Source organism: Capnocytophaga sp. ARDL2 (assembly GCF_041530365.1).
In the GTDB taxonomy this organism is placed as follows: domain Bacteria; phylum Bacteroidota; class Bacteroidia; order Flavobacteriales; family Flavobacteriaceae; genus Flavobacterium.
Map to the genome: position 1 here is coordinate 916,125 of NZ_CP168034.1, position 17,761 is coordinate 933,885.

General features: G+C 33.0%; 18 protein-coding genes. 10 read left to right on the forward strand and 8 right to left on the reverse strand.

Translation table 11 applies throughout. The features are described 5' to 3' along the window. From AB4865_RS04520 to AB4865_RS04540, 5 genes are all read right to left on the reverse strand, one after another. Entirely contained in the window at positions 1-1,326 is a 1,326-nt protein-coding gene (locus tag AB4865_RS04520) for a M16 family metallopeptidase (protein ID WP_372474545.1), read from the reverse strand. Positions 1,327-1,406: 80 nt separating this feature from the next. Beyond that, positions 1,407-2,246 (reverse strand): hypothetical protein, encoded by an 840-nt coding sequence (locus tag AB4865_RS04525; RefSeq protein ID WP_372474546.1) that lies wholly within the window; start codon positions 2,244-2,246, stop codon positions 1,407-1,409. Beyond that, positions 2,247-2,915: a TrmH family RNA methyltransferase gene (locus AB4865_RS04530; protein WP_372474547.1), complete on the reverse strand. Its 669-nt coding sequence runs from the start codon at positions 2,913-2,915 to the stop codon at positions 2,247-2,249. It abuts the gene before it with no gap. Between the two features lie 80 nt (positions 2,916-2,995). Next, a complete protein-coding gene (locus tag AB4865_RS04535) occupies positions 2,996-4,417 on the reverse strand; it encodes a T9SS type A sorting domain-containing protein (protein ID WP_372474548.1) in 1,422 nt (473 codons plus the stop codon). Between the two features lie 103 nt (positions 4,418-4,520). After that, complete coding sequence (locus AB4865_RS04540; protein WP_372472445.1) at positions 4,521-5,399, reverse strand: IS982 family transposase; 879 nt, start codon at positions 5,397-5,399, stop codon at positions 4,521-4,523. A gap of 343 nt (positions 5,400-5,742) precedes the next feature. Between AB4865_RS04540 and AB4865_RS04545 the strand changes: the two genes are divergently transcribed. From AB4865_RS04545 to AB4865_RS04590, 10 genes are all read left to right on the forward strand, one after another. Then, complete coding sequence (locus AB4865_RS04545) at positions 5,743-5,889, forward strand: hypothetical protein (RefSeq protein WP_372474549.1); 147 nt, start codon at positions 5,743-5,745, stop codon at positions 5,887-5,889. A gap of 13 nt (positions 5,890-5,902) precedes the next feature. Continuing rightward, positions 5,903-6,106 (forward strand): hypothetical protein, encoded by a 204-nt coding sequence (locus AB4865_RS04550; protein WP_372474550.1) that lies wholly within the window; start codon positions 5,903-5,905, stop codon positions 6,104-6,106. Between the two features lie 63 nt (positions 6,107-6,169). Further along, a complete protein-coding gene (locus tag AB4865_RS04555; protein WP_372472445.1) occupies positions 6,170-7,048 on the forward strand; it encodes an IS982 family transposase in 879 nt (292 codons plus the stop codon). A 408-nt stretch (positions 7,049-7,456) separates the two neighbouring features. Further along, positions 7,457-8,173 carry a DUF4369 domain-containing protein gene (locus AB4865_RS04560; protein WP_372474551.1) on the forward strand — a complete coding sequence of 239 codons (717 nt, stop codon included), beginning with the start codon at positions 7,457-7,459 and terminating at the stop codon, positions 8,171-8,173. Further along, positions 8,167-8,553: a peroxiredoxin family protein gene (locus AB4865_RS04565; protein WP_372474881.1), complete on the forward strand. Its 387-nt coding sequence runs from the start codon at positions 8,167-8,169 to the stop codon at positions 8,551-8,553. Before AB4865_RS04560 ends, AB4865_RS04565 begins: the two co-directional genes overlap by 7 nt. Before the next feature lie 78 nt (positions 8,554-8,631). Further along, a complete protein-coding gene (locus AB4865_RS04570; protein WP_372474552.1) occupies positions 8,632-9,642 on the forward strand; it encodes a D-alanine--D-alanine ligase in 1,011 nt (336 codons plus the stop codon). 22 nt (positions 9,643-9,664) lie between these two features. Further along, positions 9,665-10,120, forward strand: coding sequence for a pantetheine-phosphate adenylyltransferase (coaD, locus tag AB4865_RS04575; RefSeq protein WP_372474553.1), 456 nt, complete (start codon positions 9,665-9,667; stop codon positions 10,118-10,120). Between the two features lie 37 nt (positions 10,121-10,157). Then, positions 10,158-10,442: a hypothetical protein gene (locus tag AB4865_RS04580; protein WP_372474554.1), complete on the forward strand. Its 285-nt coding sequence runs from the start codon at positions 10,158-10,160 to the stop codon at positions 10,440-10,442. A gap of 120 nt (positions 10,443-10,562) precedes the next feature. Beyond that, positions 10,563-13,388, forward strand: coding sequence for an excinuclease ABC subunit UvrA (gene uvrA, locus AB4865_RS04585; RefSeq protein ID WP_372474555.1), 2,826 nt, complete (start codon positions 10,563-10,565; stop codon positions 13,386-13,388). Between the two features lie 79 nt (positions 13,389-13,467). After that, positions 13,468-14,325, forward strand: coding sequence for a murein L,D-transpeptidase catalytic domain family protein (locus tag AB4865_RS04590; protein WP_372474556.1), 858 nt, complete (start codon positions 13,468-13,470; stop codon positions 14,323-14,325). Positions 14,326-14,376: 51 nt separating this feature from the next. On the opposite strand, the gene AB4865_RS04595 is transcribed toward AB4865_RS04590, so the two are convergent. The 3 genes from AB4865_RS04595 to AB4865_RS04605 form a co-directional block, all read right to left on the reverse strand. Then, positions 14,377-15,810 (reverse strand): hypothetical protein, encoded by a 1,434-nt coding sequence (locus tag AB4865_RS04595; RefSeq protein ID WP_372474557.1) that lies wholly within the window; start codon positions 15,808-15,810, stop codon positions 14,377-14,379. Between the two features lie 74 nt (positions 15,811-15,884). Further along, on the reverse strand, positions 15,885-16,835 hold the full coding sequence (locus AB4865_RS04600; protein WP_372474558.1) for a lipopolysaccharide core biosynthesis protein rfaS: 951 nt from the start codon (positions 16,833-16,835) through the stop codon (positions 15,885-15,887). 8 nt (positions 16,836-16,843) lie between these two features. Next, the gene (locus tag AB4865_RS04605) at positions 16,844-17,755 is read right to left on the reverse strand and encodes a hypothetical protein (RefSeq protein ID WP_372474559.1); all 912 of its coding nucleotides are present in this window, start codon (positions 17,753-17,755) and stop codon (positions 16,844-16,846) included. Positions 17,756-17,761 lie beyond the last annotated feature (6 nt).

Sequence of the window (17,761 nt, forward strand, 5' to 3'; positions counted from 1 at the left end):
TTAGTTTTGAGCTGTTGCTGTAGCGGGTACATAATCAATTACAACTCTTTGGTTTGGATTAAGATATTTTTTAGCTACCTCTCTGATTTCTTCACGAGTGATTGAGCGGTAAATGTCAATTTCGTTATTAACCAAATTGATGTCTTTGTACAACAAGTAGTAAGTTGCCAAATTACTTGCTACTCCTTCGATCGTAGAGTTGTTGCTCACATACTGATTTTCATAGATGTTTTGCAACTTCTGGAAATCTCTTTCAGAAATCAAATCTTTTTGCAATTTCACGATTTCTTCGTCCACTTCTGCCAACAAATCTGCTAATGTGTTTTCTCCCATTGGCAATCCGTAGATGATGTACTGACCGTAATCTTCTTGAGGGTAGTTAAACGCTCCGATTTGCAATGCTTTTTTCTTATCGTCAACGATTTTTTTGTACAATACTGAAGTTCTTCCTCCCGACAAGTATGTAGAAATCATATCCAATACTCTTGCATCTCTTGTTACCATAGATGGTGTGCGGTATGCAGTAATCATCATTGGGATTTGAATGTTTGGATCTTCCCAAGTAGCATTTCTTTGTTCAGTGATTGGCTCTTCCTCGATTTTAGTTCTTACGATGTCTTTTCCTCTTGGAATCGTACCAAAGTACTCGTCAATCCATTTTTTAGCTTGATTGGTTTCAAAATCTCCAGCTACTACCAATACTGCATTGTTTGGAATGTAATATTTCTCGTTAAACATTACAAAGTCGTTCAACTCAGCAGATTTGATGTGCTCCATTTTTCCAATCGTTTGCCATCTGTACGGGTGTTTTTTGTACAAATTTTCTTTGATTGAAAGTAATAATCCTCCATAAGGACGGTTGTTATAGCTCGTTTTCTTTTCCTCTTGGATTACTCCTTTTTGAGTATCCACACCAATTTGGTTGATTACTGGGTGTAGCATACGCTCTGCTTCCATCCACAATCCCAATTGCAAGTTGTTTGATGGGAAAACTTCGTAGTAGTAGGTTCTATCGTCTGTTGTGTTGGCGTTGTTGATACCACCATTTGCCGTTACGATTTTAAACCAATCTCCTCTACCGATGTTTTCTGTACCTTCAAATAATAGGTGTTCGAAAAAGTGAGCAAAACCTGTTTTATTTGGATCCTCGTCCTTTGCTCCTACATGGTACATTACAGAAGTAATAACCACAGGTGCAGATTTGTCTTGATGCAATACTACATGAAGACCGTTGTCTAATGTGTATTGTTCAAACTCAACTTTTTGTGCAAGAGCCGTACCTGATACTAAAGCTGCTCCTACGAAAGCTGTCAATGATTTTCTCATAATCAATTGTATAATGTTAATATTAAACTTTAATTTCACTTACATTAGTAGCACTTTCTTTCTTTTTGTTACACTTTTTTTCAAAAAAAATGAAAATAGTTTTTAATATATTGATTTTCAATTGTAAAAAAATATTTTTCTATGATAAAATATCCAATAAACCACAAGATAGGTGTACTTTCTACAATAAATCGAGTGAAAAACATCGGTCTTTTTTCATTGGAATAAAGGGTAAATATTATTAAAAGAAAGGAAATAAATAGTTCTACGGTCAAATGTGGCTCTGTCAATTGTCCGTTTTTCTGTTGTAGGGAAAAATAACAAATAATCAATAATAGGTTGAACATTTTTACCTGATGTTTACCAATGATTTGTGGTATCGTTTTTAATTTGGTTTCATCGGTTTGAAAATCTTTCAATTCAAAAATGATGAGTAGGATAAAAACAAAAAGATACATTTTTGTACAGTGTAATAGGGTAGTAGTGTTCCATTCAATGACAGTGTAGTTGTGCAATAATCCCAAAGCTAAAAACAACCAACACAAAGGCACGAGATATACTTTTATATAAGGAATCAAGCGAAAATTGATGTTTGTAAACGGAAAATTTTTGGTGTAAAATAAAGTTATTAGACTTGCTAAAAAAAGAAAAGCAAAGGCATTGATATTTTCAATAGAAAGAAAAGAAATACTTCCAATCAAAGATATAATCAATAAGGTAAAAATGTACTTTTGAGAAAAAATGGTTTTCCAATGATTTTTGGTAAAATTATAGGAAAATATACTTGCAAAAAAAGTAAAAATCAATGGTTTTGTTGAGATTTCTACTTGAAAATGATAAAAAGCCATCCAAACAAAACAAACAGCAGCCAAAGCCGTGTGGATGTTTTTCTGAATATAAAATGAAAAAAAAGATTTCATCTATGAGGATTGTTTTTCTAAGGCTTCAAAATATCTTTTTTCTATAAAATCAATATCTTTGATAGATTTTCTTGTCCAGTCTAAACGCTTTTCAATCAATTGTTGGTCGGTCAATTGCCAGTTTATCTCTGATTTTCTTAATCTCGTCATCAAGTTTTGTAAGATGATAGCAGCCGAAACAGAGATATTCAAACTTTCTGTAAATCCAACCATTGGAATTTTTAAATAGCCATCGGCATTTTGCATCACTTCGTCAGAAAGTCCCGTTTTTTCTGTACCAAAAAACAAAGCAGATGGTTTTGATATCTCAAAATCTTCGAGAAAAGTTGCATTTTCGTGTGGAGTAGTCGCAATGATTTGGTAGCCTTTTTTTCTTAGAGCATCTATGCAATCTTTGCTGTTTTGATGACGGATGATGTCCACCCATTTTTGAGCACCCAAAGCAATTTGGTCGTCGATGCGTTTGCCAAATTTTTCTTCGATTACATTGAGTTCTTGTACGCCAAAAACCTCACAACTACGCATTACTGCACTGGTGTTGTGCAATTGATACACATCTTCTACGGCAACGGTAAAGTGGTTGGAACGATTTTTTAAAACTTCTAAAAAACGCGATTTTCTATTTTCTGTAATAAAAGATTCTAAGTACTCTAAAAGATTTGTGTCCATTTGTGATTGTAATAATAGGCTGTTTGAAGAAGACCTTCAAACAGCCGTATGATGTTTAAACCGTTGCAAAAATACTAAAATTATTTTTTAGTAAATTTAAAGGTGTCAAAACCTTGATTGGTTTCAAATCGGATGATATAATTTCCAGATTTTAAATGTGAAACATCGATTTGTGTGTTGTTTTGTATTGCTTTTTCAACCAATCTTCCACTCATATCATAGATTTGGTACGATACTATGTCTTCCAAAGTCTCCAATTGGATAAAATCAGAGGTTGGATTTGGATACAGATTCGTTACCACTTTTTTAGGTGACTTTACAGAAAGTGTGTTTTCAAACGCCGGATACCCCTCGTTGATGCTTGCATTTATTTGCCATACATTGGTATCGTTGTTTAGTACGTTTTTAAAAGCTTCTGTTTTCATTTCTGCAGTTGTTTTTTCTACGATTGCAGGCAATGTTCCGGTAAAATCACCAACAGGAACAGTGTTTGCCAAAGTATAATCGTAATAGCAATTGGTAGTTTGTGCAGCTGGAGTGATTGAACCAAAAAAACCTCCTCTTGCTCCTTGTGAAGTTACCGTAGCAGCAGCGTAGCAATTTTCTGCAATTCCCATTTGACTCAACCCTTGGAAACCTCCTACATTGTTTGTACCTGTTACAGTTCCTCTCGAAAAGCAATTGATGAATTTTACTTCTGTATTTGCTCCGAAACCAAAAGTAGTAAAGCCTACAAAACCACCTACGATTTGCCCACCTTCTACTGTACCAACAAACGAACATTCGCTGATGGTCGTATTATTCCACGGCGAACCGATAAACCCACCGATTTGTGCATACCCTTTTACAATACCCGAGCCCGAGCATTTGCTAATGTTGGTATTGGTCAACGCACCTCCAACAACAGAACCTGCTGTATATCCAGACCCCATAGACCCCGTACTGCTTACTTCGATATCTACATTGATTGCGTGACAATTGGTCATCGTACAGTTGGTGTATAGATTTCCGGCAACTGCACCCGCAGTTCCTTTTCCTCTAATGATCGCATTGCTCACTTTTAGGTTGATAATCGTACCGCCATTTACCTGACCAAATACCCCTAAAAATTCATCATTCGGACGGTTGATTTTTAGGTTGTCAATGGTATGGTTGTTTCCGTTAAATGTTCCAGAAAAAGGAGCATCATTGTCATAACCAATCGAAATCCATAAATGAACACCCAAGTCGATATCAGCTGTCAGATTGATAGTTTTTCCAGAAAAAGAATTTCCGTTTTGTACCAATTGAGCCAAACCAGCCAATTGCTCGGCTGTTGACAAATCAAACGTAGTGGCAGTGGCAGAATACCAAGAGGTATCAGCCGACATTGACCAAATAGTTGTGGGCAATGTTGAGTTAAGTGTAGTGTTGTTTACAATGTTTTCGTTTTGAGAAAAAACATGTGCAAAAGTACCTTGAAACGCCATCAATAAAGAGGCAGAAAGAATTAATTTTTTCATACGCAAAGTTTTTAGTTAAAAAACAAATATAATGAAAAAAGATAAAGAATGGGTAATTTTATAATTATCTGTATATGTTTTTTAATTATACCCGTTGTGCATTTTAAATTATACTTGCTTTAATTTTATTTATTTCCTTTTTTAATACAAATTTGTTAATGTATTGAATTAAGGTTAAAGCAGTTATTTTACTGATAATTCGTGTTTTAAAACCGTTGAATGATTTAGCATAATTCCTTTTAATCATAAATTGATCACAAAGTTGAGAAAATAGAGTTTCGATTCTTTTTCTCTTCTTTTTGAATAAATAAAATTGAGGTTTGTAATCTTTTTGATTTATTCTTTTAGGTGTATCTAACTGAATAGTAGCAGTGTTAAACAAATCTAATTGATATTGTGACGATATATAACCTCTATCACCAATCAAAACGCAATTTTGAATTTGAGAACTAACATCTTTTAAATAATGAACATCGTGAACAGATGCTGGAGTCATATCTAAACTTTGTACAATACCTTCTATTGAACAGATTATGTGTAATTTATATCCAAAATAATGTAACTTCTGACTAGCACAAAAACCATAATCAGGATATGAAAAACTTTCGTCTCTACAAATTTTACTTCTCATTGCTCTAGCATTTTCACATATTTTCAAAGGCATACTATCAATTACAAAATAACTCTCCTCTCTATTAAAACACATTGCAAGTTTTTCCCTAATCTGATTTATATAATAAAAAAGATTTCGTTTTCTTTTGTTATAAACACTTCTTTCTATTTTGTTTTTCAAAGAATTAGGTATTTTTCTAAAGAGTTGTAATTCACTATCAATACTTAAATATTCTGCTGTTAAATTTAAACTCACCAATTCTAAATCACTCATTTTTGGCTTTCTCCTTTGATAAGGTAAAAGTTGATGAGGAAAAAAATCTTCTAAAACTTCTAAAATTCTTTCGTATATTTGCTCTAAGTTGTTCATTTTTTATTTGTTTTAGCGAACTAAATATACTGAATTTCAGTTAAATGAACAACTTTTTTTATTTTATTTCATAATGCACAACAGGTTAATTATAAAAAAATATTGTAACTTTACAACTCAATTTAAAAAAATAATACATGGTGGAAATTAAACAAAAATCACGCTTTTCAAAAGCACCCATTGTTTTTTTTTGCACTTTCTGTTTTTAGTAACTTTATTTTCTAGTTGCTCATCTGATGAAGCTGTAAAAAGTTCTAATAATGAAGTTGAAAAAACAGCTCTTAGTAGAAATTCTTGAGATTTTTACAAAATCACAAAAGATTATGTAAAAGCTGTAGAATTTATGACTGCAAAATGGGCTACACCAGGTAGATTTACATGTACTACATTAGTTTGGTGGGCGGGTAAAAAGGCTCATGATGTAAATATTTCTAGTTGGTACTCTCCTTTAGTTACACCGAGAGATATTTATATGGACGATCATACATAAAAACTGAAGTAAAATGAGAAAGATATTGATGTTAACGTTGTTTTTATTTTTATCGAATTTGATTTTCTTTTCTTGTGATAATGAAAATTCAGAAATAGAGCGATATAAAAATGGATATAGAGATCCAGAGATAATTGGAAAATGGCTTTCTCTTAAAGATAAAGGTGAAAGTTATAATTTTTTTATATTTTTTAACCTGTTGTGCATTATGAAATAAAATAAAAAAAGTTGTTCATTTAACTGAAATTCAGTATATTTAGTTCGCTAAAACAAATAAAAAATGAACAACTTAGAGCAAATATACGAAAGAATTTTAGAAGTTTTAGAAGATTTTTTTCCTCATCAACTTTTACCTTATCAAAGGAGAAAGCCAAAAATGAGTGATTTAGAATTGGTGAGTTTAAATTTAACAGCAGAATATTTAAGTATTGATAGTGAATTACAACTCTTTAGAAAAATACCTAATTCTTTGAAAAACAAAATAGAAAGAAGTGTTTATAACAAAAGAAAACGAAATCTTTTTTATTATATAAATCAGATTAGGGAAAAACTTGCAATGTGTTTTAATAGAGAGGAGAGTTATTTTGTAATTGATAGTATGCCTTTGAAAATATGTGAAAATGCTAGAGCAATGAGAAGTAAAATTTGTAGAGACGAAAGTTTTTCATATCCTGATTATGGTTTTTGTGCTAGTCAGAAGTTACATTATTTTGGATATAAATTACACATAATCTGTTCAATAGAAGGTATTGTACAAAGTTTAGATATGACTCCAGCATCTGTTCACGATGTTCATTATTTAAAAGATGTTAGTTCTCAAATTCAAAATTGCGTTTTGATTGGTGATAGAGGTTATATATCGTCACAATATCAATTAGATTTGTTTAACACTGCTACTATTCAGTTAGATACACCTAAAAGAATAAATCAAAAAGATTACAAACCTCAATTTTATTTATTCAAAAAGAAGAGAAAAAGAATCGAAACTCTATTTTCTCAACTTTGTGATCAATTTATGATTAAAAGGAATTATGCTAAATCATTCAACGGTTTTAAAACACGAATTATCAGTAAAATAACTGCTTTAACCTTAATTCAATACATTAACAAATTTGTATTAAAAAAGGAAATAAATAAAATTAAAGCAAGTATAATTTAAAATGCACAACGGGTTTATATTTTTTAATAAAAAAGGAGAATTTTCTACTGAAACTTTATACAATAACAGTAATAAGGATTCTTCTTTTCTATTTTACTATTATACAAAAAATAACGTAGTTTATAAATATGCTCCAGGTAGTTTTAAAGAAAGTAGTCAAAAATTCAATTTTCCTTATCAAATAAATAATGATACATTAAAATTATTCTATTCAAATGAACCCAATATTTATTTAAGAGTTAATGAATAATTGTTGGCTTGATAAAGTAATTTAAAGGCTGTCCCAAACATTGGGCAGTCTTTTTTTATATGGATGTCATTTTATAATAAATGAAAAATTTCTTTTATTTTTTTTAATTATAAAAAAAAATGTAATTTTGTCGCCTAATAAAACAAACAAATTATAGAATGAAAAAAATCTTTGTAATGCTTACAGCAATTGTAGCATTTGCGTCTTGTGAAAAATCAGGATATGCCGTTACTGGTGATGTAGAAAACTTTGCGGAAGGAGCGAAAGTATATTTAGCTGCTACAAGTGACGAAGGGTTTACAAAAATCGATTCGACTACTATTCAAAACAAATCATTTACTTTTAAAGGTGAGTCTAAAGGAGTTGAATATTCTTTGATTCAAATCGAGGAAGAAGCTGGCACTGTTCCTTTCCAAATTCAAATGGTTTTGGAAAATGGTAAGATTAAAGTTACTGCTGATAAAAATGATATAGAAAAAACGGTGGTTTCTGGTACTAAAAACAATGACGATTTGCAACGTTTTAATGAGTCATTGGCAACTACAAGAAAGGAGATTGAAAAACAACAAGAGGAGTTGGGAGCTAACGACGAAAACGAACAAGATTTTGGTAAAATCATCGAATTCCAACAAACAGCCCAGAAAAAAATGTTTGATGCTATCAATTCATTTATAGATCAAAATAAAGATTCGTATGTATCTTTGTTCTTGTTGGCAAACCTTTCTCAAGCCATCTCTACTGAAGAATTGAAAGAAAAATACAATGCTTTGTCAACTGAGGTTAAAGAGACTCGTATGGGGAAAGAAGTGGCTGATAAATTGAAAAAAATCGAAGCTACTACAGTGGGACAAAAGCTCCTGATTTCAAAATCTTAGGAACTGACAGAAAAACTGAAGTTTCTCTTTATGAAAATTTAGGAAAAGTTACCATCATTGATTTTTGGGCTTCTTGGTGTAAACCTTGTAGAGTAGAAAATCCTAATATGGTAAAATTGTACGAAAAATACAAAGACAAAGGATTGAAAATCATCGGAGTTTCTTTAGATACTGATGAAGAAAGATGGAAAGAAGCTATCGAAAAAGACGGTTTACCTTGGATACACGTTGCTTCATTGGTAAAAGACGATCCAACAGCAGATATGTACAACGTAGAGTATATTCCTACGATTTACATACTAAACGAAAAAGGTATCATCTTGGCTAAAAACGTTTATGGTGAAGAATTGGACGAAAATATAGGGAAATTGTTGAACTAATTGATATAAAAACTCTTTTTACACATTGTAGAAAGAGTTTTTTATTTTATTTTCGTAACAGAATTTAATATTAAAGTGATGGGCAAAAAAAATATAGCAGTAGTCATGGGAGGCTACTCAGATGAATATAAAGTTTCGTTGAAAAGTGGCGAATTGATTTACACTTCACTCGATAGAGATTTGTACAATGTTTATAATGTGGTGGTTTTGGCAGACGAATGGTATTGCCAGTACAACGATGAAAAATTGTCAATCGACAAATCTGATTTTTCTACTACACTTCCTACAGGTGAAAAAGTGATTTTTGATGCCTGTTTCAATACCATTCACGGAAAACCTGGAGAAAATGGAGTGCTTCAAGCCTATTGGGACACGATTGGTATGAGATACACAGGTTGTGATTTTTATCAAAGTGCCTTGACTTTCAATAAAAAAGATACTTTGGCAGTATTGGCAAAGTACAATATACCATCGGCAGATAGTGTGTATTTGAGAAAAGGAGATATTATCAACAAAGAAGAAATTGTAGAAAGATTGGGAATTCCGTTGTTTGTAAAGCCCAATCAATCGGGGTCTTCGTTGGGAATTACGATGGTTCAAGACATTTCTCAATTCGACAAAGCGATCGAAGATGCCTATGCACAAGACGATGAAATTCTTATCGAAGAATATTTAAAAGGAACAGAAGTTTCGGTTGGAGTAATAGATTACAAAGGCGAAATTATCGTTTTGGGAATTACAGAGATTGTTTCATTAAACGCATTCTTTGATTACGAAGCCAAATACGGAGGGAAGTCTAAAGAAATCACTCCAGCAAGATTGGACGATGCTACAAGAAAAACAGTAGAAGAAATTGCTATTCGTGCCTACAAATCATTAGGAATGAGTGGTTTTTCTCGTTCGGAATACATCATTTGCGACGGTATCCCCTATATGTTGGAAATGAATACCAATCCAGGGTTTTCACCAGCATCGATTTTGCCACAACAAGCAGCTCATTATGGTATTTCTATTAAAGATTTATGTGGAAATGAAGTAGAAAAAGCATTGGCAAAACCATTGAAAAATGTAAGAGAAACCAATGACTAATCATAATAATTGAGAAAAAAACATGAAAATAGCCGTTTTTCCAGGTTCGTTTGATCCGATTACCTTGGGGCATTTAGACATTATTGCTCGAGGTTCTCAATTGTTTGATAAAGTGATTGTTGCCATAGGCCATAATCATCAAAAAAAGTATATGTTTTCGTTGGAACAACGTATGGATTTTATCAAAAAAGCCTGTGCCGAATTTTCCAATGTTGAAATAGATTTTTACGAAGGTTTGACCCTTGAATATTGCAAAAACAAAGGATCCGATTACATTTTGAGAGGTTTGCGAAATCCAGTAGATTTTGAATTTGAAAAAGCCATAGCTCACGCCAATCGTAAAGTTTCGGGAATAGAAACCGTATTTTTGCTCACTTCTATCGAAACCTCATTTATCAGTTCAACCATCGTGAGAGATATTATGATAAACAAAGGAGATTTTTCGAGCATGGTGCCAGATTCTGTACAATTGGTATAGTTTTTAGTATAAAAATAGTCATAAAAATATTTAGAAAATGAAACATTTTATCCTAACTCTGTTGTTGATTTTTGGGATGTCTTTCGCCCAAGCTCAGACTTCACAAGCAAAAAAAGCGACACAGACAGAACAAACAACGAAAGCAAAAGATACTAAAAAATCTACGGCTAACAAAAAGTCAGAGAAAAAACAAGAAGCAACGAAAACCAATTCATCAGGTCAAAAGTTGAAAAAAGACGGTACACCAGACAAGCGTTACAAGCAAAACAAAAAGTTGAAAAAAGACGGTACGCCAGACAAACGTTACAAAGAAAATAGATAATAACAACAAAACTGTCCTTGAAAGAGGGCAGTTTTTTTATCTTCACTATTTACTTCTTACTACTCACTCATTACTATTTTTTATTTCCCTATCTTTGCATAATTTATTATTTCATTTGATATGTCTGAGGAAAAAATTGAGGTTTTTGGAGCTCGTGCTCACAATTTGAAAAATATAGATGTGGTCATTCCACGCGAAAAATTGGTAGTAATCACAGGACTTTCTGGTTCGGGAAAATCGTCATTGGCATTTGATACCATTTATGCCGAGGGGCAACGCCGATATATTGAGACTTTTTCCTCTTATGCTCGTCAGTTTTTGGGTGGACTCGAACGCCCCGATGTGGACAAAATAGAGGGACTTTCCCCAGTAATTGCCATAGAGCAAAAAACCACCAACAAAAGTCCGCGTTCGACCGTGGGAACTATTACCGAAATCTACGATTTTTTACGACTATTATTCGCTCGTGCCTCAGATGCATATAGTTACGAAACCAACGAAAAAATGGTCAGCTATTCCGACCAACAAATTTTATCGTTGATTACCGAAAGTTATACCAACAAACGCATCAATATCCTCGCACCAGTGATTCGTTCTCGCAAAGGACATTACCGCGAATTGTTTGAACAAATTGCAAAAATGGGTTTTGTAAAAGTGCGTGTCGATGGCGAAATCCTTAATATTACTAAAGGAATGATGGTCGATCGTTACAAAACACACGATATAGAAATTGTGATAGACCGTTTGGCTGTCGATACCTCAGAAGCTACCCAAAAACGATTGATGGACAGCATACAAACTGCTATGCTTCACGGAGATGGAATCTTGATGGTAGTGCCACATTTGGAAGAAGGTGTGCGATTTTTTAGCCGTCATTTGATGTGTCCTACTTCGGGAGTTTCGTATCCACTGCCAGAACCCAATACTTTTTCGTTCAATTCTCCAAAAGGTGCGTGCGAACATTGTGCAGGATTGGGAACTGTGAATGAAATCAACTTGAAAAAAATCATTCCCGATGATAATTTGTCTATCAAAAAAGGAGGAATTGTTCCGATTGGAGAACAAAAAGCTACATGGATTTTCAAACAATTGGAAACCATTGGCTTGAAATACAATTTTTCGCTTGCTACATCTATAAAAGAAATTCCAAAAGAAGCGATGCAAATCATTTTGCACGGTGGAAAAGACAAATTTTCTATCAAACACGATACCTTGGGAATTACCAAGGATTATGAAATCAATTTTGAGGGAATATCTCAATTTATCAAAAATCAATACGACGATGCGGCTACCTCGAGTATCAAACGATGGGCTGCCGATTTTATGGACGAAATTTCGTGTCCTTGGTGTAAGGGTAGTCGATTGAAAAAGGAGTCTTTGTACTTTAGAATCAATGATAAAAACATAGGCGAACTCGCCGCAATGGACATACAAGAACTCAGCGAATGGTTTGTCGATTTGCCTAATCATTTGTCTGAAAAACAACAGACTATTGTCAAAGAAATTTTGAAGGAAATCAATGCACGATTGAGTTTTTTGCTCGATGTGGGGTTGAATTATTTGTCGTTGCATCGCAGTTCAAAATCGCTTTCGGGTGGTGAAGCTCAGCGTATCAGATTGGCTACACAAATCGGTTCACAGTTGGTAGGAGTGTTGTATATTTTAGACGAGCCAAGTATCGGTTTGCATCAACGCGACAACGAACGACTTATCAATTCGTTGAAACAATTACGAGATATTGGAAACTCGGTTTTGGTGGTAGAACACGATAAAGAAATGATAGAAGAGGCAGATTATGTACTTGATATTGGGGCAAAAGCAGGTGTCAATGGAGGGCAAGTCATCAATCAAGGAACGCCTAAAGAAATACTGAAAACACCGACACTTACCACACAATATTTGAAAGGCGAATTGCAAATTACCGTTCCCAACGAAAGAAGAAAAGGCAACGGAAAAACACTTTCGTTAAAAGGAGCAATGGGAAATAATTTGAAAAATGTTTCCATTGATTTGCCTTTGGGTACATTGATTTGTGTAACAGGAGTTTCGGGAAGTGGAAAATCTACTTTGATAAATGAAACTTTGTACCCAATTTTGAATCAACATTTTTTCAATGCTGTAAAAAATCCGATGCCTTATCAATCGATTAAAGGTTTGGAACATATAGACAAAGTGATTGGTATCGATCAATCGCCAATTGGTCGCACACCAAGGTCAAATCCAGCAACTTATACCGAAGTTTTTTCAGAAATTCGCAATTTGTTTACTAAAACACCAGAAGCGAGTATTCGTGGATACAAACCTGGAAGATTTAGTTTCAATGTAAAAGGAGGCCGTTGCGAAACCTGTGAAGGTGGAGGTTTGAAGGCGATTGATATGGGATTTTTACCAGATATTTATGTAGAATGTGAGGAATGTCAGGGGAAAAGATTCAACAGAGAAACCTTGGAAATTCGCTACAAAGGAAAATCAATTGCCGATGTATTGGCAATGACGATAGACGAAGCGGTTGAATTTTTTGAACCTATACCAAAGATTTATAAAAAAATCAAAACAATACAAGAAGTAGGTTTAGGATACATCACTTTGGGACAGCAAAGTACAACATTGTCAGGAGGTGAAGCTCAACGCATAAAATTGGCAGCCGAATTGTCTAAAAAAGACACAGGAAATACCTTTTATATATTAGACGAACCCACCACAGGATTGCATTTTGAAGACATACGAGTGTTGATGGATGTATTGCAAAAATTGGTGGATAAAGGAAACACTGTTTTGATTATCGAACATAATCTCGATGTCATCAAAACAGCAGATTACATTATAGACATAGGTCCAGAAGGTGGAAAAAGCGGCGGAACATTAGTCGTAAAAGGTACACCAGAGGAAGTAGCAGCATCCAAAAAATCAATAACAGGAAAGTTTTTGAAGAAGGAGTTGGAGTAGGGAGGATTAAATTTTAATAACTAAATTTAGTTTATTTTAAGAAATTCATAATATATTTGGGATTTGTAATACGAATTGCATGAAGAAAATCATTTGTCAATTTTTAGTTGTTGCTTTATGTGTAGGTACACAGCAGGTCTACTCACAAACATATAAAGAAAAAGATACTGGTAAGGAAAAAGCCAAAGGTTCAATAGTAGTAGATTTGGATTCTCAAGTTTTTTATACAGCAGATGGAAAAGTTTTAACACGCGAAATCGCAGAAGCTCGTGCTAAAGAGAAAAAAGAAATGGAAGTTGTCGCTGATCATTCAATCAATATGGAAGAATTGTCAGCTTTTGACAAAACTGCTTTATCTGTTTTTATGGATTTAGAACCAGCAAAATATACTAAACCTTCGTTTCAAGCCTATAAAACAGCTTTGAAGGGTTATAGCAAATTGCGTGAACAAGGAAAAATTAAAAGAGAAATTTTGACTATCATCGATTATACCTTGTCTTCTACTCAAAGAAGAATGTGGGTGATTGATATGAAAAATAATAAAGTGTTGTTTCAAACAGTTGTGGCTCACGGTAAAAACAGTGGATTGGAATATGCTACATCGTTTTCAAATACCCATGAATCTTTTAAGAGTAGTCTTGGATTTTTCAAAACTGCTGAAATTTATATAGGAGAAAACGGTTTGTCGTTGCGTTTGGATGGATTAGAACATGGAATTAACCACAATGCACGTGATCGTGCGATTGTTATGCATGGTTCAATCTATTGTAATGAAAAATCAGGTAAAAAACAAGGTTATTTGGGGAGAAGTTTAGGGTGTCCTGCTTTACCTATGGAGGTTTCAAAATCTGTTATTCACATGATAAAAAACGAATCTTGTCTTTTTATTTATTCAGAAAAGCAAAAAGATTATTTCAAAAAAAGCAAATTGGTTTAAAGTATAATCAAATGTTTTAGGTACAAAAAAAGAGGCTTTAGCCTCTTTTTTTTATTCTGTAATTACTTTGTGATTATAAGCACCTAAATCAGCAGGACTTGTTCTTGTATTTCCTTCTATATCAAACGGTACGAGATATTGCGGAGCGGCGTAACCGATGAGAGAACTTGCCTTCTGAGTGATTGCCATTTTGTTTTTATGTGTATTTTCAAAATGTGGAGCAAATTCGTTTTGTGTTCGTGCGATTAAGCATTGTGAAAATCGTTGATTGTTGTCAAAATTATAAGGATATTGATTGAAAACCCTGTTGAATGTATCCGTAAATTTGATTATGCAATGGTCAAAAATAAAATTGAAATTTTGTTGATTGTCCGATGCTCTCAACAACAACGATTCGGAAGTATTGCTGTAAATAATCGAATTGTAAAACCTTGCATTCAACGCAAATTCTGCACTACCATCGCCATTGTCCATTGCGACACTTGTATGTCCTGAACGTCCCCAAAAATTGGCAAAAGTACAATGTGTAAAGGTGTAATCTCCACCGTACGACAATGCCAATGCCGCTTGTCCCAAATTGTTGGTTACGATGTTTTTTCCATTAATTTTTGCTGCCTGACCTACCAATCCATAGGACGAACAATTGTAAATTTGTAAGTTTTCCAATTGTACTACATCGGTTTGAGTATTAGCAAACAAACCAATGTTGGCATTTTTGATTATTGCATTTTTGATAGTTCCTTTGCTGTTGGGAGCCAATAAAATAGTATTCCATTGACCAGGGATTTCTTTGTACGCAGGTTCCAATCTATCGCCTTGAAAAACCACAGGATTGGCAACTGTTCCATTGACTTCGATTTCTGATGTTGGAAATGCCAACAAGCCCGAATTGTTGTGAAAATGGATTTGAGTTCCTGCGTCTATCGTCAGTTGTTTTGCTGGGGGAATGGCAGCATATCCATAGACAACATACGGTTTTTCGTCAGTCCAGTGGAGTTCGTTTCCGTTGATAGCATCGTTTTCGTCGAGGAAAAAACCGTAGATTTCCTCATCGTTTACCGTGATGGTTTCGTATTGATTGATATTGTATTTTTGAGGGTACAAAAACACAGCATCTTTGATGAGCGAAACCAAATGTACTTCTTGTTGATTGCTTCCCGATTGAAATATCAATTCGTCGGTGTATAAAAATTCGTTGCCAGAAGTATGTTGATTGATATCTACCGTGGTTTCGATAAAGATAAACGCACTGTCTTTTGCCAGCAATTCAAAATTGTTGAACGATTTACCACTCAGTCCATCCAAACTGATTCTGTATTTTGAGGCAGCCCCTTTTTTGAGATAAACCGATGGAATAATGATATCTTTGTTGCTGTTGTTATAAACTTTTAGCGTGTAAGTGCTCGAACTCGTATTTGAAAAAATAGTGTCCATATACACCGTATCACGCGAAAAACGCAATTCTGTACCTTTTGAAATTTCCATGTCAAAATCTTCTCGACAGGAGAAAAAACAAATGGTCAATAATGAACAAAAAATAAAAAATAATTGTTTCATAGTTAGATGTTTAAAAGGGTTTTTAACCAGTTTTTAATATAATATTTTTCATACATTTCTATAGGTAAATCCTCATATGGTGTATCCAAAAACGACTCAAGAATACTAATATTATTTACATCGTTGATAATCAAAATATTGTTTGGGTTGTAAAATTCATAATTTGCAATATCTGGATTGGTAGTTATGATTTTTCGTTTGAGTCCTATAGCTTCATATACTCGCATCGATAGTCCTTTCTGGTTTTCATGATTGATTTCGAGTACAATTTTAGTATTCTCAGAAAATTTGTAACTTTCAAAAAATGGATATCCTATGTATTCTCTCTCGATATTTTGATGGGTTGATGATGATTTTTTTCCACCTATCAAAAGAGCTTTAACCTTCCATTTTTTTTCCGAAAGGTGTTGAATGATTTTTTCAACAATTGGCAATCTTTTATCAAATGCTCCAAAGAAAAATGCGTCGTATTCGGGGACTTTTTTACTTTCTTTTGCGATATAAAAATTTGAAATGTATTGCAATTCATATTGTTTACAATCGTTTTTTTCAAAAGAAAAATGTTGATTGAAATACGGAATAGTATCCTTAAATCCTTTTATTTTTTCAAAACTATCCCAATACAAGGTAGTTCTTTTAGGGATTTCATGTTGTATTTTTTTCAATAAACGATTGTCAATCAAGTCAGGTCTGATTATTAAGCATTCATCAAACGGTAGATTGTCATTAAATATTTTCAATTGTTTTTGATATACCCATTCATTTTTCAATTTTTTTTGGAGAAATAGTTTTCCAAAGAAATTAGCGATTTTTTCAAAGATATTTTTGTAGAAATGTCTTTGAGGTAGTGCAGTTATTTCATATTCGGGTAATTGTTCCAAATAATATTGAATCACCTTGTCTATCTCGTAATCAAAAGGTGCATAAAACAATAATTTTTTCTTTTTGATCATTCTAAATATTACAAATTAAAAATGTTTTTTGTCCACTGTGATAAGGTATATTTTTGATAAATCTCTTCTGGTAATTCTTCGTAGGGGGAAGATAGAAATTCTTCAGAAATCGCTATGTTGTTTTCATCTATTATGCAAATATTGTTTGGATTGTAAAAATCGTACAATTTTACAGACGGATTGTTTGTAATAATTTTTTTTCCAAGCGCCATTGCTTCAAACACTCGGAAACTCACACCTGTTTGATTGTTGTGTACTATATCAATGAGGATTTTAGCACGTTTCATTTTGTTAAAAACTTCATTGAGAGGGATATTGTGTTGTAAATAATTAAAATTAGGATGTTTTTTAGTTTGTTTGGAATTTACAACAACAAAATCGAAATTATTACATTTTTTTTGGATTAGTACATCAGCTAATTTATGTAAAATTTGCTCTCGAAAAGCATCTCCCAAAATTACGATAAAAGCATCCTTTTCATTAGAATAATTTTTATGTTTATCTAAATAATTAAAATTAGTTGTTGGATACAAAAACGAATGATTTTCAACGTCTTTAGGGTCAAACGAAAAGATTTTATCAAACAGCAGAATGATTTCTTTTACAATAGGCGAACGTTCTAAAGAATCATAATTTAAACAATAAAAATGATTTGTTTTTTTTCTTAAAACATTTATTACCTTAGTTGAAAAATGACTAGGATTGACAACTAAAATGTAATCTTGTAGGTCAAGTGAATGGCACTTTTTTAGAGTTTGATCATTTCTAAATGTTTTTTTTACATTCTTTTTCAAAAAAGTTTTTGAAAAAAAATTGTATATTTTATCCCAGATAGATTTATAATTATACGTAAAATCAACACTATTGATATATGTAGTTTCTATACCTTTTTTTTGTAAATCTTGAGAAATTTTTTCCACAAATCC